Source organism: Arthrobacter gallicola (assembly GCF_014836775.1).
GTDB lineage: Bacteria > Actinomycetota > Actinomycetes > Actinomycetales > Micrococcaceae > Arthrobacter_B > Arthrobacter_B gallicola.
Genome location: NZ_JACSQD010000004.1, coordinates 160535 through 185981, shown reverse-complemented (window position 1 = coordinate 185981; position 25447 = coordinate 160535). Strand labels below are relative to the sequence as shown.

20 protein-coding genes are annotated in these 25447 nt (G+C 66.2%); 16 read left to right on the top strand and 4 right to left on the bottom strand.

Annotated elements, in window-relative coordinates:
* The first annotated feature begins 49 nt into the window (after positions 1 to 49).
* Genes H9639_RS10310 through H9639_RS10300 form a run of 3 tightly spaced genes read left to right on the top strand, consistent with a single transcriptional unit; the run spans position 50 to position 3079 of the window.
* Positions 50 to 991, top strand: a complete 942-nt coding sequence (locus H9639_RS10310) for a sugar-binding transcriptional regulator (protein ID WP_191808001.1) — start codon at positions 50 to 52, stop codon at positions 989 to 991.
* The gene (xylB, locus tag H9639_RS10305; RefSeq protein WP_191808000.1) at positions 988 to 2376 is read left to right on the top strand and encodes a xylulokinase; all 1389 of its coding nucleotides are present in this window, start codon (positions 988 to 990) and stop codon (positions 2374 to 2376) included. The genes H9639_RS10310 and xylB overlap by 4 nt, the downstream gene beginning before the upstream one ends.
* Positions 2377 to 2392: 16 nt before the next feature.
* Positions 2393 to 3079, top strand: a complete 687-nt coding sequence (locus tag H9639_RS10300; RefSeq protein WP_191807999.1) for an HAD-IA family hydrolase — start codon at positions 2393 to 2395, stop codon at positions 3077 to 3079.
* An 8-nt stretch (positions 3080 to 3087) separates the two neighbouring features.
* Here the strand turns inward: H9639_RS10300 and H9639_RS10295 are convergent, their stop codons facing one another.
* Positions 3088 to 5460, bottom strand: a complete 2373-nt coding sequence (locus tag H9639_RS10295) for a DEAD/DEAH box helicase (RefSeq protein WP_191807998.1) — start codon at positions 5458 to 5460, stop codon at positions 3088 to 3090.
* 71 nt (positions 5461 to 5531) lie between these two features.
* Positions 5532 to 6182, bottom strand: a complete 651-nt coding sequence (locus H9639_RS10290) for a GNAT family N-acetyltransferase (RefSeq protein ID WP_191807997.1) — start codon at positions 6180 to 6182, stop codon at positions 5532 to 5534.
* Positions 6183 to 6264: 82 nt separating this feature from the next.
* On the opposite strand from H9639_RS10290, the gene trhO reads away from it, so the two are divergent.
* Complete coding sequence (trhO, locus tag H9639_RS10285; RefSeq protein ID WP_191807996.1) at positions 6265 to 7158, top strand: oxygen-dependent tRNA uridine(34) hydroxylase TrhO; 894 nt, start codon at positions 6265 to 6267, stop codon at positions 7156 to 7158.
* Here the strand turns inward: trhO and H9639_RS10280 are convergent.
* Positions 7155 to 7769, bottom strand: coding sequence for a TetR family transcriptional regulator (locus H9639_RS10280; RefSeq protein WP_191807995.1), 615 nt, complete (start codon positions 7767 to 7769; stop codon positions 7155 to 7157). The two genes, trhO and H9639_RS10280, sit on opposite strands and share 4 nt — an antisense overlap.
* A gap of 143 nt (positions 7770 to 7912) precedes the next feature.
* Here H9639_RS10280 and H9639_RS10275 point away from each other — a divergent pair, with 143 nt between their 5' ends.
* The 6 genes from H9639_RS10275 (at position 7913) to H9639_RS10250 (ending at position 17656) form a co-directional block, all read left to right on the top strand.
* Positions 7913 to 9370, top strand: coding sequence for an MDR family MFS transporter (locus tag H9639_RS10275; protein WP_225219455.1), 1458 nt, complete (start codon positions 7913 to 7915; stop codon positions 9368 to 9370).
* A gap of 108 nt (positions 9371 to 9478) precedes the next feature.
* The gene (locus H9639_RS10270) at positions 9479 to 11200 is read left to right on the top strand and encodes a DUF7059 domain-containing protein (RefSeq protein ID WP_318242052.1); all 1722 of its coding nucleotides are present in this window, start codon (positions 9479 to 9481) and stop codon (positions 11198 to 11200) included.
* A gap of 157 nt (positions 11201 to 11357) precedes the next feature.
* Positions 11358 to 14075 (top strand): type I DNA topoisomerase, encoded by a 2718-nt coding sequence (topA, locus tag H9639_RS10265; RefSeq protein ID WP_191807993.1) that lies wholly within the window; start codon positions 11358 to 11360, stop codon positions 14073 to 14075.
* Between the two features lie 90 nt (positions 14076 to 14165).
* The gene (locus tag H9639_RS10260; protein ID WP_191807992.1) at positions 14166 to 15197 is read left to right on the top strand and encodes a Ppx/GppA phosphatase family protein; all 1032 of its coding nucleotides are present in this window, start codon (positions 14166 to 14168) and stop codon (positions 15195 to 15197) included.
* Positions 15194 to 16027: a sugar phosphate isomerase/epimerase family protein gene (locus H9639_RS10255; RefSeq protein ID WP_191807991.1), complete on the top strand. Its 834-nt coding sequence runs from the start codon at positions 15194 to 15196 to the stop codon at positions 16025 to 16027. The genes H9639_RS10260 and H9639_RS10255 overlap by 4 nt, the downstream gene beginning before the upstream one ends.
* Before the next feature lie 150 nt (positions 16028 to 16177).
* Complete coding sequence (locus H9639_RS10250) at positions 16178 to 17656, top strand: FGGY-family carbohydrate kinase (protein WP_191807990.1); 1479 nt, start codon at positions 16178 to 16180, stop codon at positions 17654 to 17656.
* A 72-nt stretch (positions 17657 to 17728) separates the two neighbouring features.
* Here H9639_RS10250 and H9639_RS10245 read toward each other — a convergent pair whose 3' ends face one another.
* Positions 17729 to 18694: a sugar-binding transcriptional regulator gene (locus H9639_RS10245; RefSeq protein ID WP_225219454.1), complete on the bottom strand. Its 966-nt coding sequence runs from the start codon at positions 18692 to 18694 to the stop codon at positions 17729 to 17731.
* A gap of 218 nt (positions 18695 to 18912) precedes the next feature.
* Between H9639_RS10245 and H9639_RS10240 the strand changes: the two genes are divergently transcribed.
* From H9639_RS10240 to proC, 6 genes are all read left to right on the top strand, one after another.
* A complete protein-coding gene (locus H9639_RS10240) occupies positions 18913 to 20007 on the top strand; it encodes a zinc-binding dehydrogenase (protein WP_191807988.1) in 1095 nt (364 codons plus the stop codon).
* Positions 20008 to 20078: 71 nt separating this feature from the next.
* Positions 20079 to 21401 carry an MFS transporter gene (locus tag H9639_RS10235; protein ID WP_191807987.1) on the top strand — a complete coding sequence of 441 codons (1323 nt, stop codon included), beginning with the start codon at positions 20079 to 20081 and terminating at the stop codon, positions 21399 to 21401.
* 27 nt (positions 21402 to 21428) lie between these two features.
* A complete protein-coding gene (locus tag H9639_RS10230; protein WP_191807986.1) occupies positions 21429 to 23195 on the top strand; it encodes a dihydroxyacetone kinase family protein in 1767 nt (588 codons plus the stop codon).
* Entirely contained in the window at positions 23192 to 23656 is a 465-nt protein-coding gene (locus tag H9639_RS10225) for a ribose-5-phosphate isomerase (protein WP_191807985.1), read from the top strand. The genes H9639_RS10230 and H9639_RS10225 overlap by 4 nt, the downstream gene beginning before the upstream one ends.
* Positions 23656 to 24399: a GolD/DthD family dehydrogenase gene (locus H9639_RS10220; RefSeq protein WP_191807984.1), complete on the top strand. Its 744-nt coding sequence runs from the start codon at positions 23656 to 23658 to the stop codon at positions 24397 to 24399. The genes H9639_RS10225 and H9639_RS10220 overlap by 1 nt, the downstream gene beginning before the upstream one ends.
* Before the next feature lie 158 nt (positions 24400 to 24557).
* Entirely contained in the window at positions 24558 to 25403 is an 846-nt protein-coding gene (proC, locus tag H9639_RS10215) for a pyrroline-5-carboxylate reductase (RefSeq protein ID WP_191807983.1), read from the top strand.
* Positions 25404 to 25447: the final 44 nt, after the last annotated feature.

Here is a 25447-nt window from a genome sequence, read left to right as displayed (position 1 = left end):
TGAGCACGGTACGCTATGGTGGAAGCCCGCCCCCTGCAAGGAGACGTTTTTGGCACCCATTGGCCCCGACGAGCTGGTTCGCCTGGCTCACATTGCCCGCGAACATTACATAGCCGGCAAGACCCGCGTCGAAATCGCGGAAGAACTGGGCCTGAGTCGCTTCAAGGTCGGCCGATTGCTCGATGACGCGGTCAAATGCGGAATTGTTACCTTTGACATCTCAGTTCCCGGGCCGGTGGACGTGGAGTCCTCCCTGAAACTGCAGCGGCGCTTCGGACTAACCCGGGCTGTTGTGGTGCGCACTCCCACAGACGCGTCGGAGGCCGTGCAGGAGGAACTGGGCAAAGTCGGCGCCGAGCTGCTGGCCGAGCTGGCTGCTCCGGACGACGTCATAGGTATGACGGCAGGCCGGACCCTGGGCAGGCTTGCAGATTCCCTGGGCGCGCTGCCGGGCTGCGAGGTGGTCCAGCTGGCCGGCGTCGCAGGGCCGGTCCAGGCCACCGGTGTGGAAGTAATCAGGCGGGTGGCCGAGGCCGCACGGTCACGGGGCTGGACCCTGTATGCGCCCATTGTTGCCTCGGACCCCGAGGCTGCCGCAGCCATCCGCCGCCAGCACGACGTGCAGCAGACCATGCACCAGTACTCCAAAGTGACGCTGGCTCTCGTGGCGATCGGCAGCTGGGCGCCAGCAGATTCGCAGTTCTTCGACAACCCCGCCCTCACCGCCGAGGACCACGCCGCTCTCCTGGCCAGCGGTGTCCAGGCGGATATCGGTTCCATTTTGATCGACCGGGACGGGAAAACCGTCAACGATATCCAGGACCGCTGCGTCGCTATTGACGCTGACGAACTGCGGCGGATTCCGGAAGTGATCGGCGTCGCCGGGGGAGCGCTGAAACACGACGCGGTCCGCGCCGCCCTCAGATCGGGACTCATTGACTCGCTGGTTACCGATTCCACCCTTGCCAACCGACTGCTGGAGAACTCATGACCCGCCCTGTCGTTGCCGGTATCGATTCATCCACCCAAAGCACCAAGGTGCTTCACGTGGACGCTGAGACAGGCGAAATCCTCAGCAAGACCTCGGCCCCGCACCCCGACGGGACAAGCATTGACCCGGAGTTCTGGTGGCAGGCCCTTCAGTCGCAGGACCGCTTGGAGAACGTAGCCGCAGTGTCGGTCAGTGCCCAGCAGCACGGCATGGTTGCCCTGGACAGCAGCGGCCAGCCCGTCCACGAGGCCCTGCTGTGGAACGACACCAGGTCGTCCGCGCAGGCCAGAAGGCTCAAAGAAGCCCTGGGCCCTGAGGCCTGGGCGCGGGAAATCGGTATTGTTCCGGTTCCGTCCTTCACCGTCACGAAACTCGCCTGGCTCGCCGAGAACCACCCGGAGCTCGCCGACCGCGTGCACCAGGTATTGTTGCCGCACGACTGGCTGACCTGGCGGCTCGCCGGCCGTCCGGAGGAGGCGACCACGGACCGCAGCGACGCTTCGGGTACGGGCTACTATTCGGTTCCGGAAGGCCGTTACCGCAAGGACATCCTGGAACTGGCCTTCGGACGCTCCCCGCTGCTTCCCCGAGTGCTGGATCCAAACGGAACGGCCGGCGAAACCGGCGCGGGCGCGCTCCTTGCAGCCGGCTGCGGCGACAATGCGGGGGCGGCACTGGGCCTGGGCCTGACGGCGGGCGAAGTGGTCGTCAGCATCGGTACCAGCGGTACTGTCTTTGCGCCGTCGGCGGCCCGGATCCAGGATCCCAGCGGCGCCGTGGCGGGATTCGCGGACGCTACGGGCAATAACCTTCCGCTGCTGGCCACGATCAATGCTGCCCGCACTCTGGCTGCCAGCGCCGGGCTTCTGAACGTTGACCTCGACGAGTTCGATGAGCTGGCCTCGGCGGGCGCCCCGGACGCCGGCGGACTGACTTTCATTCCTTATCTCGACGGCGAGCGGACCCCCGACCTTCCACACGCAACCGGGACCATGACGGGACTGACCAGAGCCAACCTGACAGCCGAGAACCTTGCCCGGGCATCGGTCCTGGGACTGCTCTGCACGCTTTCGGATGCCCTGGACCGGCTGCGCGCGCAGGGAGTGGCCTGCGAGCGTATAATGCTGATCGGCGGTGGGTCAATGTCCCGATCCGTCCGCCGGGCAGCGGCAGAGATTTTCAACGCCGAGGTGGTCATTCCTGCTCCCGCGGAATATGTGGCCCTGGGCGCAGCCCGGCAGGCGGCCTGGGCATTGAGCGGGGCGGCGGAGCCTCCCACATGGTCGCGTTCCACCGAAGAAACTCATGAACCAACCGGTGCCTCCTGGGCCGCCGAGGTCCGGGGGCGCTTCACGGCGTCCCGTATCGCCGCTTATGGACTGTGACGGTCCGAAGGAACCCATGACTTTTGATGCTGCTGCACCCGCCCTGGACGATTCCTTAACGGTGTTCGACGTCGACGCCGTCCTCTTTGACCTCGACGGCACGCTTATTGACTCCACTGTCGCAACCGAACGTGCCTGGACCCTCTGGGGTGAAAAAATGGGGATCGCCGGGTACCGGCATACCGCTCACGGCATGACAGCGCTGACACTCGTCAACGAACTGGTGGACGCTCCCCGCCGGGCGGAAGCCCTCGAGCTGATCACCCGGCTGGAAATTGAAGATACCGACGGAATCCGTCAAAAAGAGGGAACAGCGGACCTCCTGGCGGCTATTCCGTCGAAGCAATGGACCATCGTGACCTCCTGTACCCGTGAACTGGCGCGTGCACGCATGGCGGCCGCGGGACTGGACTGGCCGGAGCACATGGTTACTGCAGACCAGGTCACCACAGGAAAGCCGTCACCTGAGGGTTTTCTGCTGGCTGCCAAACGGCTGGGCGCGGACATCCGGCGGTGCCTGGTGGTTGAAGACGCGCCGGCAGGCCTAAGCGCCGGGCGGTCAGCGAACGCGCAGACCCTGGGTGTGACCGGAACCTACGGCGCCCGGCAGCTGGAGGCCGACGCGGTGGTGGCTTCCCTCGGCCAGCTCACCGTCTCACGCCGCCCCGGGGCAGCACTGGTGATTGAGATCCGGGACCGGTAACCGGGGAGCTACCGCTTCGATCCGCCGGACCCGGCGGAGATGGATGCTCCGGCGTCGGCACCGTCCGGAGCGTTCTCCAGGAGCACATTGATCAGGGTAACGGCACCCTTCTTGTCCAGCGGGTTGTTCTTATTGCCGCACTTGGGGGACTGCACGCAGGACGGGCAGCCGCCGTCGCACTCGCAGGCCCGGATGGCGTCCCGGGTGGCCGTAAGCCACACGATCGCGGCCTCGTAGGCGCGTTCGGCGAAGCCGGCGCCGCCGGGGTGACCGTCGTAGACGAAGATGGTGGGCTTGCCGGTGTCTGCATGCAGGGCGGTGGAGACGCCGCCGATGTCCCAGCGGTCCGAGGTCGCCACCAGCGGGAGCATCCCGATCGAGGCATGCTCGGCAGCGTGGAGCGACCCGGGGAAATCAGCCGCTGCCAGCCCGGCACCGAGCAGCAGCTTCTCGTCGATGACGAACCACACCGCCTTGGTGAACAGTTCCTTGGCCTCCAGCTCCAAAGGTTCCTCACCCAGGATTTCGTTCGAGACCAGTGCCTTGCGCTGGAAGGAGACCACTTGGGTGGTCACCTTCACGGTGCCGAAGCAGACCGTCACCTCACCCCACTGCACGGACCGCTCGGTTTCCATCACTTCGATCTGCGTGACATCCCGGGCCTGCGTATAGAACTCCGGGTTGCCGCGGGTCACCATGGCACAGTGGTCGGCCTCATTCAGCTCATCCACCAGGAAGGTCTGGCCCTGGTGCACATACACGGCACCGGTATGCGCCTGGTACTGGCTCTGCGCGGCATCCATGGTGCCCAGCAGCGTCCCGGTTTCTGACTCGACGATGTTGATCGGCCCGCCTCCGCTGGCCCGCAGGTTCACCATTGAGGCGGCACTCTCGGCATGGGTCCAGAACCAGCCGGCCGGACGGCGCCGCAGATACCCCTGTGCCACCAGTTGATCCAGCAGCTTCGCAGCCGTTGGGCCGAACATCTCCCGCTCCGCCGGGGTCAGCGGCAGTTCGGCGGCCGCCGCGCACAGATGCGGGCCCAGCACATACGGGTTGGACGGATCGAAGACCGTGGCCTCCACAGAGATGTCGAAGATTGCTTCCGGGTGGTGCACCAGATACGTGTCGAGTGGATCGTCACTGGCCACAAACGCCGCCAGCGCATCCTGCCCGGACCGTCCCGCACGGCCAATCTGCTGGAACAGGGATGCGCGGGTGCCGGGCCAGCCGGCCACCAGCACGGCATCAAGGCCGGAAATGTCGATTCCCAGCTCCAGGGCCGAGGTGCTGGCGATCCCGAGCAGCTGACCGCTGCGCAGCTGATTCTCCAGTTCCCGCCGTTCCTCCGGGAGGTAACCCGAACGGTAGGCCGCCACCCGGCCCGGCAGGGACGGATGGACCTCCTCCAGCAGGCGCCGGCTGATCGTGGCGATCGCCTCCGCGCCCCGGCGGGACTTGATGAAAGCAATAGTGCGGACCTGGGCCGAAACCAGATTCGCCAGCAGATCCGAGGTTTCGGCAATCACCGTGCGGCGCTCGCGGGCACCGTTTTCGCCTTTCAGCTCGGTCAGCTGCGGTTCCCAGAGAGCCACCGTGGTGGCACCGTGCGGGGAGTAATCACGGGTGAAGGCCTGGACCTCCGCGCCGATCAGCCGGCCGAAGGACTGCGCCGGATCAGCTGAGGTGGCGGAGGCTCCGATGAAGACCGGGTCTGCGCCGTAGTAGGCGCAGATCCGCCGCAGGCGGCGCATCAGGTTGGCAACGTTGGAGCCGAAAACACCCCGGTAGCTGTGCGCCTCATCGATGATGACGTACTTCAGCCGGCGGAAAAACCGTGCCCACCAGGCATGGTTGGGCAGTACGCCAAAGTGCAGCATGTCCGGGTTGGCCAGCACCAGGTTGGCGTGGTCCCGGATCCAGCGGCGGGCACCGGGATCGGTGTCGCCGTCGTAGGTTTCCGCCCGCAGCGTGGGCAGCTGCAGCGCTTTCAGTGCCGAGAGCTGGTCCGCAGCCAGGGCCTTGGTGGGGGAGAGGTAAAGCGCAACCGCACCGGCGGGCTCCAGGCTGATCCTGTCCTCCAGTGCGGTGCGGTGAATCTCGTCCAGCACCGGCAGCTGGTAGGCCAGCGATTTCCCGGAGGCTGTGCCGGTGGAAATGATCGTGTGCCGGCCGGCGCGGGCCGACTCCGCGGCTTCGGCCTGATGCCGCCAGGGCTGATGCACGCCCAGGCGTTCATAGGCGACCCGCACATCGGGATGGACCCAGTCCGGCCATGCCACCGTCTCGGCCTGCCGGGCGGGAATGGAATGGATGTGGACCAGCTGCTCCGGGTCGGTGCCGCCGCCGAGCAGCGGGATCAGGGAATCATGTAAGGCCACGCGGTTATTCTCCCACCGGCATCCCCCGGCCAGGCCCGCAAACCCGGCCGCTCCGCGACCGGCGAAATCTGCTAGAGGCGCGGCTCGAAAATCATCACGTTGGCCAGCGACTCCCAGCCCAGGTAGCGGTACAGCTCCAAACCGGTTTCGGGCGAAATGAGCAGGCCGGTCTCTGCATCGTGCTCCAAGGCCACCGCCGTCAGCGCCCGCATGACGTAACTGCCCAGCCCGCGGCGGCGAAAGGCCGGTTCCGTGGAGATTTTGTCGTACACGGCATAACCGTCCACCACTGCTACATGCCCCCGGGCTGCCGGCTCGCCGTCCATCGTGACCAGCACCGATCCCACGGCTCCGGACCTCTGCGTCTCGGAATCGTAACCGTCCGGCGTAATCGGATCCTCAATATCCTGGCCCTCCATGTCCAGGACCATAAAAACCTCATCCGTGGAGCGGACGGAGAGCCCATACACGTTCGCGGCCCCGTGCAGTTCACCAACACGTGAGGTAACGATGGTGAACAGCCGGCTGGCCCCCTGCCGCGCCGAGGCGGCCAGAGCGGCAAACTCGTCATGCGAGGGCTCGAGTGCGAAGTACTCCCAATCGTTGGTCTTGTCGTGCAGGAAGGCCGCCGGAAACCGACCCTCGTGGCGCATCTGGTACCCGCGGGCGCGGGCCCAGCCGGTAACCCAGGTTTCGAGGAGATCGTCGGTCAACGCGTTCATGAATGAACACTAGCCCGGGAGCCGGACGGGCGGCAGGGCTGATCCCAAAATCGGATTTTGCCCGCCGGTCTACCCTTAAAGCGTGGCTCTGAACCGAATTGCTCTTTATTACGCCTTTACCCCGCTCCCGGACCCGGAGGCGATCCGTCTCTGGCAGCGTGCACTCTGCGAGAAACTTGGCCTGCGCGGCCGCATCCTGATCTCCAAGGACGGGATCAACGGAACTGTCGGAGGTGAGCTGAGCGCGGTCAAAACCTATGTCAAGGCCACCCGGGAGTACCCCGCGTTCAAGAAAATGGACATCAAGTACTCAGAGGGTTCCGCCGAGGACTTCCCGCGCCTGAGCGTGAAGGTCCGCCCGGAGATCGTCAGTTTCGGTGCCCCCGGGGAGCTCAAGGTCGACGAAAACGGAGTGGTCGGCGGCGGCACACACCTGCGCCCCGAGGAACTGCACGAACTGGTGGAGAAGAAGAAAGCCGAGGGTGAGGAGATCGTCTTCTTCGATGGCCGCAATGCCTTCGAATCCCAGATTGGCCGGTTTAAGGGTGCCGTTGTCCCGGATGTCTCCACGACCCACGACTTCATCGCCGAACTCGAATCCGGGAAATACGACGACCTCAAGGACAAGCCCGTTGTCACGTACTGCACCGGCGGCGTCCGCTGCGAAGTGCTTTCGGCGCTGATGGTGGACCGCGGTTTCCAGGAGGTGTACCAGATGCAGGGTGGGATCGTCCGGTACGGAGAGGCTTACGGGGATAAGGGGCTGTGGGAAGGATCGCTCTACGTCTTCGACAAGCGGATGCACATGGAATTCACTGACGACGCCGTCACTATCGGCCAGTGCGTCCGGTGCGAAGCGCCCACGAGCAAGTTCGAAAACTGTTCCAATCCCGCGTGCCGCGAGCTCACCCTGTACTGCGCCGAGTGTGCCTCCGATCCCTCAACGCTTCGCTGCCCGGACGGCTGCGCAGCTTAGGCGAGCTGCACCGGAGCGGGGGAGCCGGCTGCCGGCGACACAATCTCACCGAGGTTTGTGACGGCTTTGTCGAACAGGGCAGCGGGGTCGCAGCCGCCGTCCGCGCTTTCCTGGGCGAAGCACTGCCAGGCCACCCGCCACGTGCAGGCGATGAGCTCGGCCACGAGCAGGGCAGGCATCTGGCCGAGGATATTTCGTTCGACCAGCGATCCGCTGAGCGCTGAGACCAGCTGCAGTTCCTGCCGGGCCACTCCCTGCAAGAGTCCGGGTTCGCGCAGGACCAAACGGGAAATCCGCAGGAACTCGTACTGCTGGACCTCGTAGGCGAAGTGCTTCCGGCAGACCTCAATCAGCTCGCGGAGAACCTGCGCGGAGGTCAGCGCGGGGTGAAGGGGATGGGTCAGGAGCGCCTGCACCAATTCGCCCTGCCCCGGCATCGCGGCAGACTCCTTCGAGTCGAAGTAACGGAAGAAAGTGCGCTCCGAGATGCCAGCCTGCTCTGCGATCCGGGCGACGGTCGTGGCCTCGAATCCGGCGGTTTCCAGCAGATCAAGCGTTGCCCGCTGAATCTCGCCCCGGGTTGCTGCCTTGCGGTCGTCCCGTATTCCCATTCCGCGCTCCTCCCTGCTTCATGCGCGTGCAGGCGGTCGTCGGCCCGCCTTGGTTTCTGTCACAGTATGCCACGTTTGGTCAAAAATACTGTCAGTTTGTGACACAATCTATGAGTTCTAAATTATTCAGGAAGAGGAAGCATTTGAGTCACGACAGTCCCGAAGCCCCGGCAGTAGAGCGGCCCCACGCCGCCGCGCCGCCGGTATTTTCCACCAAACAACTGACGGGAATCATCGGTGCCCTGGCCCTCGCGGCCTTTGTGATGATCCTGAACGAAACTGTCCTGAGCGTGGCGCTGCCGTCGATCATGGCCGACCTGGATGTCTCAGCGGCAGCCGGCCAGTGGCTGACCACCGGCTTCCTGCTGACCATGTCCGTTGTCATCCCCACCACGGGCTTCCTGATCCAGCGGTTCACCACACGCAGCCTGTTCGTCTTTGCGCTGCTCAGCTTCCTGGCCGGCACGCTCCTGGCGGTTTTCGCACCGAGCTTTGTCTTCCTGCTGATCGCCCGGGTCATCCAGGCTGTCGGCACCGCTATTGTTCTGCCCCTGCTGATGACCACTACGCTGTCGCTGGTTCCGGTCCGGAACCGTGGGGCGATCATGGGGCTGAACTCGATCGTGATCTCCGTGGGCCCGGCCATCGGGCCGACCGTATCCGGTGCGATCGTGAATGCCTTCAGCTGGCACTACATTTTTGTGATGATGGCTCCGCTTGCCGTCCTCATTCTCATCTTCGGGATGATCTTCATCAGGATTCCGGTCAATACCCGCAAGATTCCGGTGGACGTGCTCTCGGTGATCCTGTCCGCGGTGGCCTTCGGTTTCCTCGTGTACGCGATCTCCAGCGTTGAACACGCCAGCGAGAACCTGGCGGTGACCATCGCCTCCTTCGTTATCGGCATTGCCGGGCTGGCCCTCTTCATCCGGCGCCAGGTCCGCCTCACCCGGAGCGGCCGTGAACTCCTGAACCTCACTCCGTTCAAGCACCGCCCCTTCACCTTCAGCGTGGTCATGATCATGATCGCCATGGGCACCATGCTTGGCACCGTGGTCATGATTCCGATCATCCTCCAGACCGGCAGCGGCCTGAGCACCCTGACCATCGGAATGCTGCTGTTGCCCGGTGGCCTGGTGCAGGCATTTGTGGCTCCGATTTTCGGCCGTGTCTACGACCGCTTCGGCCCCCGTCCGGTCCTGATCCCCGGCGCTGCCATGCTGGCGCTGGGCCAGTGGCTTTTCGTCACGGTGACTACGGATACCGAACTGTGGATGTTCGTGGTCAGCCACGTGGTCTTCAGCATTGGACTGGCCATGCTGATGACCGGTCTGCTCGCCTCCGCCATGGCTTCCCTCGAACCGCGCCTCTATGGCCACGGATCGGCAATTTTCAATACGGGCCAGCAGTTGGGCGGCGCCATCGGCACCACCATTTTCGTTACCGTGATGTCGCTGCTGTCTGCAGGAAAGCTGGAAGCCGGCTCGGATCTGGCGTCGGCCCTGTTCTCGGGTGCTCACGTCTCCTTCATCATCGGCGCCATCCTGGCAACCCTTGGCCTGGTGCTCGCACCGTTCATCAAGGTCACCAGGGCGCACTAACCTGTCCCTGATTCAGGGCTGGGAGCCGGGTCGTTTGCGGGTCAAACGGCCCGGCTCCTGGCTTTTGGGCGGGCAATGAAGGTCGGCAGCGGAACCTAGACTGGAACGGTGACTGATTTTTCCCGGATCCCGGGCGCTCCGCAGAGTTCGAATCTTCCGCTCCTGGCCGGCCTCGCCGCTGACCTGCAGGACGCCGGCTACACGGTCGACGGCGTTGCCGCCTTCCTGGGGGAGGAGGCTAGTGCGGCGCTGGGCCGGGAGCAGGTGGTCCCGGCGATGCTGATCTGCCGGGCGGCCGCCGAGTCCGGGGTTTCGGTGCCCCTGGCCGCCGCCGTGCAGCTGTGGCTTACCGGTGAGTCAGTGAGCCCGGGCCGGCTCGATGCCGCCTTCCCCCGCACCGGTGCCGCCGGGCTGCTGCAGCTCGGACTTGCCGAGCAGGACCCGGAGAGTCCGGACCTTTTCCGGGCCGCCGTTGACCTGCGGCCCTACGCTTTCGACGCCGCCGATGCGAACGCTGCCGATGCGAACGCTGCCGCCGCCGACGCCGATGAGAATGCCGACGCCGCCGACGCCGATGCCTCCGCCCGGGACGGGGATGCCCCGGCAGGCAGTCCTCCCGCAGCCAGTGCCGGAGTCCAGCTCTGGGTCGCCAGCGACCTGGGGGCCCACCAGCGTCCCGGGGTGCTGCCCCACGACCATGTCCTGGGCATAGGCCAGGCCTCGCTGTCCCTGGCCCAGCTGACCAGCCGCCGTCCCGTGGAACGGGCACTGGATCTGGGAACCGGCTGCGGCATCCAGGCCTTCCACCTGCTCAGCCATGCCGGGCACGTCACCGCAACTGACATTTCTGAACGGGCACTGGGTTTCACCCGCTTCAACCTCCTCCTGAATGCACCCGCCCTGGACCTCGACCCGGCCCGCCCGGAGCAGCGCATCGACCTGCGGCTGGGCAGCATGCTGGAACCGGTGGCGGGGGAGCGGTTCGATCTGGTGGTTTCCAACCCGCCGTTCGTGATCACCCCGCGCTCTGCGGCCGAAACAGCTGAGGGCCGCTTCACCTACCGCGACGGCGGCATGGCCGGCGACGGCATTGTCGAAGGACTGTTCCGGGACCTTGGATCGGTCCTGGCGCCCGGTGGCACGGCCCAGATGCTCGGCAACTGGGAAATCCAGGGAACGGACGGGTTCAGTGACAGGCTGCGTTCCTGGCTGCCGGAAACCATGGACGCCTGGGTCATTCAGCGGGAAACCCTCAGTCCGGCGGAATATGCCGAAATGTGGCTGCGGGACGCGGCGGAGAACCGCGACAAGCACGAATACGCCGCCTCCTACGCCGCTTACCTGGCGGACTTTGCGTCCCGGGACACCACCGCCGTCGGCTTCGGCCTGGTCTGGATGCGCCGCCGTGCCGATCCGGACGCGGCCCCGCTGCGCCGTTTCGAGGAAATCGCCCACCCGCTCGAGTCGCCGATTGGCCCGCACCTCGGCGCCGCCGTCGACCTCTTTGACTGGACCGCAGCCCATCCGGACCTCTCCGCTGAACACCTGGAGGTTGCCGGGGACGTCACGGAGGAACGCCACCAGCGTCCCGGCGCGGAACACCCCGGCGTCATCCTGCTGCGGCAGGGCGCCGGCCTGCGGCGTACCAACCTGATGAGCACCGAGCTCACCGGGTTTGTCTCGGCCTGCGACGGGGAGCTGCCAGCCGGTGCGATCATCGCGGCGCTGGGTGCCCTGCTTGGCCGGGACGATCCGGAGTTCGCCGCGGGACTCGCTGCGGAAGTGTGCAACCTTATCCTGGACGGATTCCTGCTGCCCGCGCAGTCTTAGCAGCACAGCGCGGAATTGGGGGTGCGTCGGCGGGCCAGACCGGTTGAGGTTACCCTTGTGCTTGGGAAAACCCCATACTGTCTTAGGATGAGCAGGCCTGCGGTCCTTTCCGCGCCTCCCTCATTTTCATTTGATCTACCCCGTACGTAGGAGAACAGTGCCAGTTAAGGCAACGGACAAGTCGGCCGGCAAAAAGAAGAAGTTGGTAATTGTCGAGTCCCCGGCCAAGGGCAAGACCATCGCCGGGTACCTCGGCGAGGGGTTCGAGGTGACCGCCTCCATGGGGCACATCCGCGACCTTCCCCAGCCCTCGGACCTCCCCGCGGAGCTGAAGAAGAGCTCGCTGGGCAAGTTCGCCGTCGACGTCGAAAAGGACTTTGAGCCGTATTACGTCGTCTCCACGGATAAAAAGAAGAAGGTCGCCGAGCTCAAGGCCGCGCTCAAGGACGCCGACGAACTTTACCTCGCAACTGACGGTGACCGCGAAGGCGAAGCCATCGCGTGGCACCTGCTCCAGGTCCTGAAGCCCAAGGTGCCTGTCCACCGCCTGACCTTCCCCGAAATCACCAAGGAAGCAATCCAGCGCGCGCTGCTGGAAATGCGGGACATCGACATCTCCATGGTTGATGCGCAGGAAACCCGCCGCATCCTGGACCGCCTGTACGGCTACGAGATCTCCCCGGTGCTTTGGCGCAAGGTGGCCCGCGGCCTGTCCGCCGGCCGTGTCCAGTCCGTGGCGACCCGGCTGGTGGTGGAGCGCGAACGCGAACGCATGGCCTTCCGCTCCGCGTCCTACTGGGACCTGCTGGGCACCTTCGCCACCTCTTCCTCGGAGACGTTCAAGGCCCGTCTGACCTCGGTCGACGGCGCCCGGATCGCCACCGGCAAGGACTTCACCGACCGCGGCGAGCTCAAGTCCAAGACCGTCACCCACCTGGATGAGGCAGCGGCAGTTTCGCTGGCCGCCGGCCTGGAATCGGCGTCGTTTACTGTCCGTTCGCTGGAGACCAAGCCCTACACCCGCCGTCCGGCGGCGCCGTTCACCACCTCCACGCTGCAGCAGGAAGCCAGCCGCAAGCTGCGTTTCTCCTCCCGCGTGACCATGCAGGTGGCGCAGCGGCTGTACGAAAACGGCTACATCACCTATATGCGTACCGACTCTTCGTCGCTCTCGGATCAGGCCATTAATGCCGCCCGCCGCCAGGCGTCGGAGCTTTACGGGCCCGAGTACGTGCCTGAAGCCCGCCGCGTCTATAAGGGCAAGTCCAAGAACGCGCAGGAAGCCCACGAGGCCATCCGCCCCGCCGGTGATTCCTTCCGCACTCCGGCACAGGTGGCGTCCTCGCTGCGCGGCGACGAATTCAAGCTCTATGAACTGATCTGGAAGCGGACCGTCGCCTCGCAGATGGCAGATGCCAAGGGCTCGACGGCGTCCGTCAAGCTGGGTGCCGTGTCCGCCGATGGGCGCGACGCCGAGTTCTCGGCTTCCGGCACGGTCATCACCTTCCGCGGTTTTATGGCCGCTTATGAAGAAGGCCATGACGCCTCCCGGGACGAGGAGGACGGCGCCGGCGACGGACGCTTGCCGATCCTGACGAAGGACGACCCGCTGACGGCAGCCGAGCTGGCAGCCGCCGGCCACGAGACCTCCCCGCCGCCGCGCTTCACGGAAGCGTCGCTGGTGAAGATGCTCGAAGAGCTGGGCATCGGACGCCCGTCCACCTACGCCGCAACGATCTCCACCATCATGGACCGCGGGTACGTGACCAGCCGCGGCCAGGCCCTGGTGCCGAGCTGGATCGCCTTCTCCGTGGTGCGGCTGCTCGAGGAGCACTTCACGGACTACGTGGACTACGACTTCACGGCCGAGCTGGAAGAGGACCTGGACCGGATTGCCCGCGGCGAAGCCGGCCGGGTGGAATGGCTGAACCAGTTCTACTACGGCGACCGCGTCGAAACCGGCCTGCATACGATTGTGAACGATCTCGGCGAGATCGATGCCCGCGCGGTGAACTCCATCGAGATCGCGGACGGCATTGTGCTGCGCGTGGGCAAGTTCGGCCCGTACCTGGAACGCCCGCTGCCCGCGGATGCTCCCGAAGGCACCGAGCCGGACCGGGCCAATGTGCCGGAGGATCTGGCTCCCGATGAGCTGACTGCCGAAAAGGCGATCGAGCTGATGAACAGTGCCGGCCCCGAGGAACGCGTGCTGGGAGAGGACCCCGAAACCGGGCGCACCATCGTCGCGCGCAACGGCCGCTACGGACCCTACGTCATTGAACTGATTCCGGAGCCAACGGCCGAGGAGCTGGCCAACCAGCCGGTCGAATATTACAAAAACGGCAAGCCCAAGCCGCCGAAGAAGCCTGCCAAGGTCAAGCCGCGCACCGGCTCGCTGTTCAAGTCGATGAGCGTTGAGACGGTCACTCTGGAGGAAGCGCTGAAGCTGATGCGGCTCCCGCGTGTGCTGGGGACCGACGCCGAGGGCAACGAGATCACCGTGCAGAACGGCCGGTTCGGACCGTACCTGAAGAAGGGCACGGATTCCCGCTCGATCGGCTCCGAAGAGGAGATCTTCACGATCACCCTGGAGCAGGCGCTGGAGATCTACTCGCAGCCCAAGCAGCGCGGCGGCCGGCAGGCCGCGGCCCCGCTGGCTGAGTTCGGTACCGACCCCGTGTCCGAGAAGCCGATTGTGGTTAAGGACGGCCGGTTCGGCCCCTACATCACTGACGGCATCACGAACATCACGGTTCCGCGCTCCACCGCGATCGAGGAACTTACCCGGGAACAGGCCATTGACCTGCTGGCCGAGAAGCGTGAGAAGGGCCCGGCGAAAAAGCCTGTCCGTAAGCGCGCCGCGGCGAAGAAGTAGGCTTTCCATGCCGATTGCCGGGCGTTTGTTCCGGGTCCCTGCGCGGGGCCCGGAGCAGGCGCGCGGCTGCGGCCGCGCCATAATGGAACCATGCGACTAGGCGTCCTGGATATTGGTTCCAACACCGTCCACCTGCTCCTGGTGGACGCCCATCCGGGTGCCCGTCCGGTGCCCTTTGCCTCCCACAAGCGGCCGCTGCAGCTGGTGGCCCATCTGGACGACCGCGGAGCCATCACGCTCGAGGGCCAGCAGCTGCTGGTGGAATTCGTGGAAGAGGCCCGGGACTTCGCCGAACGCCACCGGGCCCAGGACCTGCTGGCCTTCTGTACCTCGGCGCTTCGGGAAGCGGTCAACGGCCCTTCCGTGCTCGATCACGTGGAGCTCCAAACCGGCGTCGCACTCAAGGAACTGAGCGGACGGCAGGAAGCGTCCATGACCTACCTGGCCGCGCGGCGCTGGTACGGCTGGGGTGCGGGAACACTGTTGGACCTGGACATCGGCGGCGGGTCCTTCGAGATGGCGCAGGGCCAGGACGAACTGCCGGACGCCGCCGTTTCGGTCCCGCTGGGCGCCGGCCGGCTCACCCGGGATTGGCTGGCGGGGGATCCGCCGGCCGCGGAGAGCATCGAAGCGCTGCGGAACTACATCCGCAACACGGTGCATGACGCCGCGCTGGAATTTTTGCCCTACGGGCCGCCTCACCTCGCCACCGGCACCTCCAAAACGTTCCGGTCGCTGGCCCGCCTGACCGGCGCGGCGCCGTCGTCGGCCGGTTCCTACGCCCGGCGCAAGCTGCGCCGGAAAGACCTCACCCGGCTGGCACTGCGGCTGTCCACGCTGAGCGCGGCTGAGAGGTCCCGCCTTGACGGGGTCTCCGCTCTCCGGGCACCCCAGCTGCTGGCCGGCGCACTGGTCGCGGAGGCAGCGATGGAAGCCTTCAACCTCAAGTCCCTGCAGATCTGCCCCTGGGCGCTGCGCGAGGGCCTGATCCTGCAGCGGTTGGATACGCTGCGCTTTGAGACCCCGGGCCCCCTGCCGGCCGGGCCTGAACCCTACCAGCCAGAATCTGCCGGGACCCTGGTCTTGGCTGCTGCCGGTGAACCGAGCGGAGCAATGCCATGACCCTAACGTCCCCCAAGCCGGCGCAGCCGGCGGCCAACCTGCCGACGATCCCGGTGGCGCTGTCCAGCTCCTCCGTCTACCCGCTGTCCGTCCATGACACGTTTGCCGTCGCCCATGACCTGGGGTACGACGGGGTGGAGGTGATGGTCACCGGGAGCCAGATTAGTCGGAACCCGGAGACCGTCAAGGGACTGATCGACAGGTACCAACTGCCGGTGCTGGCCATCCACGCGCCCACCCTGCTGCTCACCCAGCAGGTATGGGGCAAAGCCTGGACCAAAATTGAACTCTCTGCCGCGATGGCCGCTGAGGTCGGAGCGCGCATTGTTGTGGCGCATCCCCCGTTCCGGTGGCAGACCGGATACGCGGAAAACTTCGCTGAAGGAGTCCGGCGCATCGAGGAGGACTACGGCGTCATTATCGCGGTGGAGAACATGTATCCGTGGCGGGTCCGCGGCCGCGAGGCAAAGGCCTACCTGCCGCACTGGAATCCGCTGCCGGAACCGTATGACCACGTGACCTGGGACTTCTCCCACGCCGCGATTGCCGGGATGGATTCCTATGAGGAGATCCGCAAACTTGGCAGCCGGCTCAGCCATGTGCATCTGACGGACGGAACTCCGAACGGCAGGGACGAACACCTGCTGCCGGGGGAGGGGACACAGCGCTGTGCCGAGACGCTGCAGTACCTCTCGGAGACCGGCTATAACGGGTCAGTGGCCATTGAAGTCAGTACCCGCCGGGCGAAGGAACCTGGGGAGCGGGAGAAAATGCTGCGGCAGACCCTGGAATTCGCCCGGATAAACCTCAACCAGGTGCTGGACGAGTAGGCCGCTTACGTCTGCTCCGCCGCCCCGAACCCGGACAGCGGACGCGCTTTGAGGAAATGCGACACCGGTCACCGTTGCCGATAGTGTGAACTGGGAAACCAGCCCGCGGGCGGTTTTCCTGAAACTATCGGCGGCACGGAAGGTGAAGGCATGTTCCTTGGCATAGACATTGGCACCGGGAGCAGCAAGGCGGTGCTGGTGGACAGCGAAGGCACGGTCCTGGACCAGGCCACCATTGCCCACGAGATGTCGATGCCGCATCCGGGCTGGGCGGAGTTCGATGCAGAGAGCGTCTGGTGGGAAGAGACCTGCCGCCTGAGCCGCAGGCTGCTCGACGGCCGCGATGCCTCCGCACTGCAGGGAGTGTGCGTCAGCGGCATGGGCCCTTCCCTGGTGGTGACCGATGCCGACTTCCGCCCGCTGCGCCCCGCGATCCTCTACGGGATCGACACACGCGCGCACCGGGAGATTACCGAGCTGAACGCCGAATTCGGGTCCGGGGAGCTCTATCAGCTGGGCGGAAAAATGCTCAGCTCACAGTCCGTGGGACCGAAGCTGCGCTGGCTGGCCCGGAACGAACCCGAGGTTTTCAGCTCCGCCACCCACTGGTTCGGCCTGAACTCCTTCATCGTGGCCCGGCTGACCGGCGAATACATTCAGGACCACCATTCCGCCAGCCAGTCCGACCCGCTGTACGATCTGCAGGCCAATGCCTGGTCACGGGACCACTATGCCGCCGTCGCCGGGCACCTCGAGGTGCCCCGGTTGGCCTGGCCGCTGGACGTTGTTGGCCAGGTGCACCGCCGGGCCGCCGAACTCACCGGTATCCCCGCCGGCACGCCGGTGTGTGCCGGCACCATTGATGCCTGGGCGGAGGCCTTCAGCGCCGGTGCCCGCAGGCCGGGTGACACCATGCTGATGTACGGCTCCACCTTCTTCTTCGTCCAGAACCTGCACGACTACCGCTCCCATGAACTGCTGTGGACCACCACCGGCGTCGAAAAGGACTCGCTGTGCATAGCCGGCGGAATGTCCACCTCGGGCAGCCTCACCACCTGGATGAAGCGGCTTTTCGGCGACCCCTCCTTCGAAGACCTGGTGGCAGAGGCTTCCGCAGCCGCCCCGGGAGCCAACGGGCTGATTGTGCTGCCCTATTTTGCCGGCGAACGGACCCCGATCTTCGACCCGGACGCCCGCGGGACCATCACCGGCCTCACGCTGAGTCACAGCCGCGGAGACCTGTTCCGGGCCACCTATGAGGGTGTGGCCTACGGGGTTCGGCAGATCCTCAGTTTTATGGGCGAGGCTGCGGAGGAGACCAGCCGGCTGGTCGCAGTGGGCGGCGGGACACAGGCACGGTTGTGGCTGCAGATCGTCAGTGACGTCACCGGCCGTGAGCAGTCCCTGCCGGCCCAGGCCATCGGAGCCAGCTTCGGTGACGCCCACATGGCCGCCATCGGAACCGGCGCCGTACCGCCGGAAACCGACTGGGCGGTCATTGGTGAGACCATCGAGCCGGACCCCCGGACGGCAGAGGTGTACGGAGAACTCTTTGAGGTTTATGACGGGCTCTACCCCGCCACCCGGGCAGCCATGCACAGCCTGGCTGCGGTTCAGCGGCGCAGCTAGCCTCCTGGGGTCAACACACGCAGCCAGCCGCGGCCGGGCGCGGCGTAAACGGTAAGGCGAACCGGCCGGGGTTCAGGCGGACGGTTCTCCCAGTGCCCTCAGAATCGCCTCGGCCGTGTGTTCGTCGGTGACCAGGCGGTTGATGATTCCCGCGCGGGCGGCCCCGAGGATGCTCGGCGTTTTGTGCTCACCGATGGCGATCCCCACGCAGTGCTCCATGTCCCGCAGGACAGAAAGCGGTGTCCGGATCATCCGCTCGTGTCCGGGGAAATCCAGGGGGGTGCCGTCGATTTCGAAGAAGTTCAGGCAGACGTCGCCCACGGCATGCCGCAGGGCCTCACTCTCGGTGGGAATCGCCGGCGAGATGGAGCTGCGGGTGCTCGTCGGTGCGCCGATGCCAACCAGCGCGCCTCTGGCGCCCGCCCACAACTGCTGGATGTGACCGAACCCGGGATCATGCTGGAGAGCCTCGAACATGACCGGGGAGGGTTTGGCTTCGGCAAACAGGAATGCGGGGTGGGCCTGCAGCTGCTGGGCCACGGCCCGGGTGATTTCATTGGTCTGGTACCAGGGCTCGGGTTCGGCCTGCCCGCCCACCGTCGGGGCCACAACGACGCCGGGCAGCGGCGGCAGCTGCGTGCGTCCAACTTCGTAGAGGGTGCGCCCGGAGGAAACCAGCAGGACGTCACCAGGGACCAGATGCATGTCGAGCAGGGCCTGGCGGGCCTGCGGGTTGACGCCGCGGCCCAGCTCCCGGGACTGGTTGCCCGCAGCCAAATAAACCCGCTGAACACCCAGGGCTGCAGCGGTCCGGGCGGCCAGATCTTCCAGGCCGCCCTGGTCCGGGTTGATGACCTGAATGCGGACAATCCCGCTTTCCCGGGCATCGGTCAGCAACCGGCTTACCGTGGCCCGCGAAACGCCCATCCGCGCGGCGATTTCCGCCTGGGTCTCATTGTGCTCGTAATAGGCCCGTGCTGCTTCAAAAGCCGGGTTGGAGCCGGGCACGGCCGATGCCGGCCTGGGCTGGGTGGTCAAGGAGGCACCTTCCATGGATCGAACAGATCAAATCGCACTGTAACACTGCGGGGACATCAAGACTGCGGGCCGTACACCGGAGGCCGGGCCGGACCGCCAACAACATTACGGGGCATACCGCGGCAGAACCGACTCCGTGAACGTATGTTCTTGACATATGTGCAGCTAGGTATAGCGTAGAGGAGTTATTTGAGTCACAACGAAGTGAGGAGCACCTAATGGTTGCCGCCTTTGAGCGTCCCGAAACCATGTCGGCCGTAGTCTGCCACGGCCCCGAAAACTACAAACTGGAAACCCTCCCGGTACCAGCCGTGGAAGACGGGCAGCTGCTCATTCGGGTGGAGGCCGTGGGCGTATGCGCCAGCGACCTGAAGTGTTACCACGGAGCTGCAAAGTTCTGGGGGGATGAAAACCGTCCCGCATGGGCGCAGGAGGGTGTCACTCCCGGTCACGAACTCGTGGGCACCATCGTGGAGGCCACCGACGCCGCCCTGGCGCACCACGGCGTGAAGGTCGGCGAGCGCATCGCCTGCGAGCAGATCGTTCCGTGCGGCGAGTGCCGCTACTGCCAGCGCGGCCAGTACTGGATGTGCGGCCCGCACGACATGTTCGGTTTCCGCAACTACAACGGCGCCATGGCTGAATACATGCTCGTGCCCATCAAGGCCCGGGTCCACCGCGTTTCAGCCGATCTTCCCCCGGCCCACGCCGCCTTCGCCGAGCCGCTGGCCTGCTCGCTGCATGCGGTGGAACGTGCGGGAATCACCTTCGACGACGTTGTGGTGGTCGCCGGCTGCGGGCCCATCGGCCTGGGCATGGTTGCCGGCGCGAAGGCGAAGAACCCGATGACGGTCATCGCCCTGGACATGTCCGACCACAAACTGGACCTGGCCCGCAAATGCGGCGCCGACATCACGATCAACATCTCCCGCGAAGACGCGGTGGAAAAGATCAAGGAACTCACCGACGGATACGGCGCAGACGTCTACATTGAAGGCACCGGCCACCCCTCGGCGGTCAAGCAGGGCCTCAACCTGCTGCGCAAGCTCGGCACCTACGTCGAATACTCCGTCTTCGGCTCCGACGTGACCGTGGACTGGTCGATCATCAGCGATGACAAGGAACTGAACGTTCTCGGGGCGCATCTTGGCCCGCACTGCTGGCCCGCCGCGATCAAGATGATCGAGTCCGGCATCCTTCCCCTGGACGAAATCTGCACTGACCAGTTCCCGCTCGAGAAGTTCCAGGAGGCCCTGGACAAGGTAGCGGACTCCAGTGGTGAATCCGTGAAGGTCTCCATCCTGCCCAACTGACGCCGCTCCTCGGGCTTGGGCGGCACCGTCGCCGCCCCGGCCGGAGGCACGGCTCCCCCAGAAGGAACACCATGAGTACTGCTCCCACTTCCGTCCTGCCGGAAACCCGCCTGGACAAGCTGGGTATTCCCAGTTCAATCAAATGGGGCTTCCTCGCCGTCCTGGTCTTTATGACCGGCAACGGCGTGGAGTCCAACTTCATCTCCCCGCACCTCAGCACTGCGCTGGGGTCCGATGCCTATCTGGTCCCAACGATCATCACCCTGTACGGCGTCTCAGTGACCATCGGCTCCTACCTCTCCGGCGCCCTGGCCGATCTTTGGGGGCCGCGCAAGGTGATGCTGCTCGGCTTCATCGTCTGGGTGGTTTTCGAAGTCCTGTTCATCGGTGCCATCTCCACCGGCTCGGCCACTGCCGTGATGGCCACGTACTTCCTCCGCGGCTTCGGGTATCCCCTCTATGCCTTTGCCTTCCTGGTCTGGATCAACGCTGTCGCTCCGCAGAAGCGCAGCGGCACGGCCGTCGGCTGGTTCTACGTCATGTTTACCGGCGGGCTGCCCACACTGGGTTCGCTGGTGGCGGTCCTGGCCATTCCGGCGTTCGGCGGCGGTTTCAGCGGTGAAACCGGTGCCATGTGGATTTCCATCATCCTGGTGCTGGCCGGATTCCTGATCGGTTTCCTGGCCGTCAAGGATCCCAGGGGCCGCGGCCGGCTCGCTCCCGAGGGTGAGTCCTCCTCCGCCGTCATCTTCAGCGGACTGCGGGTGATGGTCCGCGAACCGCGGATCGCCGTCGGCTTCGTGGTCCGGCTCATTAACACCGCACCCCAATACGGCATGTTCATCATCCTGCCCGCCGTGATGGTGGATCAGCTGGGCTGGAGCCAGTCGCAGTGGCTGATCATGACCGTGCTTGTGTACGCGTCCAATATTGCCTTCAACGCGGTCTTCGGCGCGATCGGGGACAAATGGGGCTGGCGGCGGACGGTTCGCTGGTTCGGCGTGTTTGGTTCCGCCCTGGGCCTGCTGGCCTGGTGGTACGTCCCGCACCTGGTCGAGCCCGGCTCTGAATGGGGCTACTGGCTCTCGGTACTGGCCGGAGTCGCCTTCGGCATCATGCTCGCCGGCTTCGTGCCGATGGGCGCGATCATGCCCGCGATGACCCCTCACCACAAGGGAGCGGCAATGGCCATGTACACCACCGCCGCCGGCGGAGCGGCCTTCCTGGGATCAGCCGTGGTCGCCGTGGTGCTGCCGTGGGGCGGAAACGCCGGCGTCGTCTGGGCGTTCGTCGTCCTCTACGCCCTGGCCTTCTACCTCACCCGGTATCTGACCCTGGAACCGCAGCCTGAAACCAGCGCGGCTGAGCGCGGCTCAGCCGAGTCCTCCCACTAACCACCCGGCCACTAAGAAAGCAGCGTCATGACCAAGATTTTCAACGACCCCAGCGAATTCTGCGAGGACCAGCTCGCTGGCTTTGCGGACCTCTACGCTGACCGGCTGTGGGCCGTGCCCGGCGGCGTCGTGGCGCTGCCTTCCGGCGAACCGCAGGTTGCCGTCGTCGTCGGCGGCGGCTCCGGCCACTATCCCGCGTTCGCGGGCCTGGTCGGCCCGGGCTTCGCAACCGGGGCCGTCGTCGGCAACATTTTCACGTCCCCGTCCGCCGCGCAGGTCTATTCCGTAGCCAAAGCCGCCGACCAGGGCCGCGGCGTCATCCTGACTTTCGGCAACTATGCCGGGGACAACATGAACTTCGGCATCGCCGCCCGCAGGCTCCGGGAGGAGGGGATCGACACCCGCATTGTGGTGGTGACTGACGACGTCGCCTCCGCCACGGAGGAGGACAAACGGCGCGGGATTGCCGGTGATTTCACCGTGTTCAAAGCTATGGGCGCGGCGGCCGCCGCGGGGCTGGACCTCGACGGCGTCGAGCGGGTGGGCCGCGAGGCGAACGCCGCCACGCGGACCCTGGGTGTGGCCTTCTCCGGCTGCACCATGCCGGGCGCGGAGCAGCCGCTGTTCACCGTTCCGGAGGGGCACCTGGGACTGGGCCTTGGCATCCACGGCGAACCAGGCATCCGCGACGAGCCGCTGCCGTCAGCGGATCAGCTCGCCCAGACGCTGGTTTCCGCACTCCTGTCCGCGGCGCCGGAGGGATCCGGAACCCGGGTCGGTGTGATCCTGAACGGGCTCGGCACCACCAAGTATGAGGAGCTTTTCCTGCTCTGGGGCCACGTCGCGCCGCTGCTGCGGGCAGCGGGCTGTGAGCTCGTTGATCCCGAGGTCGGGGAGCTGGTGACCAGCCTCGACATGGGCGGCTGCTCGCTGACCCTCTTCTGGCTGACCGACGAACTGGAAAAGTACTGGCGCGCGGATGCCTACACTCCGGCCTACCGCAAGCAGGCCGGACCCCTGGCCGGACTGGATACGGCGGCGCGGCGCGGGGCAGCAGCCGAGCACGCCGAGCAGGTGCCGGAGGCCGGTGCAGCGTCGCGCGCCCTGGCCGGGCAGGTGCTCGCCGGGCTGCGCACCGTGGACCGTGTACTGCGCCTGAACGAGGCGGAGCTGGGCGCCATCGACGCGGTGGCCGGCGACGGCGACCACGGCCGGGGCATGGTTAAAGGCGCCTCCGGCGCCCTGGCTTCCGTGGAAGCCCTGCCGGAGCACGCCGGCGCCGGCTGGCTGCTGCGCACCGCCGGCAGGTCATGGGCAGCCAAGGCCGGCGGGACCTCCGGAGTCCTGTGGGGAGCCGCCCTCGAGGCCGCCGGTTCCGTCCTGGACGAGGACGCGGACGCTTTTGACGCCGACGACGCCTGTGCCGCCGTCGACGCCTTCACCCGCGCCATCCAGGAACTTGGCGGGGCGCAGCCCGGCGATAAAACGATGCTTGACGCACTCGTTCCCTTTACCGAGAAACTGCGTTCGGCCATCGGGCAGGGACTGACTGCTGCCTGGGAGGTCTCAGCGGCCACCGCCACGAGCGCCGCAGCGGACACCGCGCGCCTGCGCCCGCAGGTTGGGCGTGCCCGGCCGCTGGCTGAAAAGAGCCTCGGAACGCCCGACGCCGGAGCCACCTCGATCGCGCTGATCCTCAGCGCGGTGGGACGGGAGATCCTGGGCACCGGTCCGGATGCTGCGGCGGACACCAGCGCAGAAGACACCACTAAGAAGGAGAAGGTAGAGCAGTGAGCACGAACGGACTTCGCATTGTTGTCGGCAGCGACAGCGCCGGCTTCAACTACAAGGAAGCGCTGAAACTGGACTTGGAACGGGACGAACGCGTGGCCGGCGTCGTAGATGTCGGGATTTCCGCCACCGAGGATACCGACTATCCCCATGTGGCCGTGGAAGCAGCCCGGATGGTTGCGGACGGCCGGGCTGACCGGGCACTGCTGGTCTGCGGTACGGGACTGGGGGTGGCGATTTCCGCCAACAAGGTGGCCGGCGTCCGTGCCGTCACGGCGCACGACTCGTTCTCCGTGGAGCGTTCGGTACTGAGCAACAACGCCCAGGTGCTGTGCATGGGTGAGCGCGTGATTGGCCTGGAACTGGCACGCAGGCTGGTCCGAGAATGGCTTGGATACACGTTTGATCCGGCCAGCGCCTCGGCCGCGAAGGTCGACGCCATCTGCGCCTACGAGGCCGTCTAATGGCCGGGCAGTTCACCGGCCGGACAGTAGTTGTCACCGGTGCAGCGCAGGGAATCGGGCAGGCAGCTGCCGCGTGGTTTGCCGCTGAAGGCGCGGCAGTCATCGGGGTGGACCGCAGCCAGGCGCTGCAGGAGACGCTCGGTGCCCTGCCGGGCAGTGGTCACCATGCCATTGTTGCTGACCTGTGTGAAGCGGGTGCTCCGGCCCGGATTATCGCCGAGGCCGTGGCGGTGGCCGGGCGGATCGATGTTCTGGTGAACTCCGCCGGAGCAGCACTGCTGGATTCAGCCTTGGATATCTCGGAGGACGCCTGGCGCAAAAGCCTGGACCTGAACCTGACCGCGACGTTCCTGATGTCGCAGGCCGCCGGGAAGGTGATGACGGCGGCCGGCTACGGGCGGATCGTGAACCTGGCCTCGCAGGCCAGCGTTGTGGCCCTTGACCGGCACGTGGCCTACGGCGCCAGCAAGGCCGCCGTCGTCGGAATGACAAAGGTGCTTGCGGCGGAGTGGGCCCGCAGCGGGGTGACGGTCAATGCTGTCTCCCCGACGGTCGTGGAAACCGAGCTCGGACGCCAGGCCTGGGCGGGCGAGCCGGGGCGGAGGATGCGCGGGCAGATCCCGGTGGGGCGCTTCGCGCAGCCGGAGGAGATCGCGGGACTGATCGGCTACCTGGCCTCCGAGCAGGCAGCCATGATCACGGGCGAGAACCTGATCATTGACGGCGGCTACACCATCGTCTAAGCCGCTGTGGCGGGGGAGGACCGGGTGGCCCGCTGCCGGTGCCCGGCCTTCTCCGCTGCCTTCTCCCGCGGCCTTTCCCCGTTGCCTTTCCCCTGTACCGCAGATCCGGGCCCGTAACAGCGTTCGGCCCCGCCGCGGGCCCGTGAAAGAATCGGGGCATGCAAAATCTCCCCCGACTTTCCTTCCTCGGCTGCGGTTCCATGAACGAAGCCATCCTCGGCGGCATCCTTGCCGGTGGATTCCCGGCGGACCGCATCACCGCCACCGTCCGCCGTGCCGGGCGGGCTGCGGAACTGCGGGAGCGGCACGGGATCACCGTCCTGGCCGGGGAAGAGAACGCCAGCGCCAACGCCACGGCCGCGGCCGAAGCGGACATCGTGATTGTCGGAGTGAAGCCGGTGGGGGTCCGGGCCATGCTCACCGAGGTGGCCGGATCGCTGGCCCCGGGAGCCGTCGTCGTCAGCGTCGCCGCAGCAGTTCCGCTGGAACTGATGGAAGCCGCCCTGCCGACTGGCACGCAGGTCATTCGCACCATGCCCAACACCCCGGCCAAACTGGGCCGCGGCGTCACCGCCCTGGCCCTCGGTTCCTCGGCCGCCCCGAACTCGGTGGAAGTGGTCCGTTCCCTGCTCGCCAGCACCGGCCGCGTCGTCGAGGTACCCGAAAGCCAGCTCGACGCCGTCGGTTCCGTCAGCGGATCCGGTCCGGCTTACGCCTTCTACCTGGCAGAGGCAATGGCCAAGGCAGGTGTGGAACTGGGCCTGGACCCGGAGCTCGCCGCTGTCCTGGCCGCAGAGACCATTGCCGGAGCCGGAGCCATGCTGGCTGAGCCCGGTGCGGACGCCGCTGCGCTGCGCAAGGCTGTGACCAGCCCCAATGGCACCACGGAGGCAGCGATCCGCGTGTTCGGCGAGCAGGACCTGCCCGGAACCATCGCCGCCGGCATGGCCGCCGCGGCGGAGCGTTCAGCGCAGATCACGGCGGAGCTCAACGCCGCTTCCTAACGACGGCGCGCAGCAGGCGAAGCCAGCAAAGGCGCCGCCGCGAC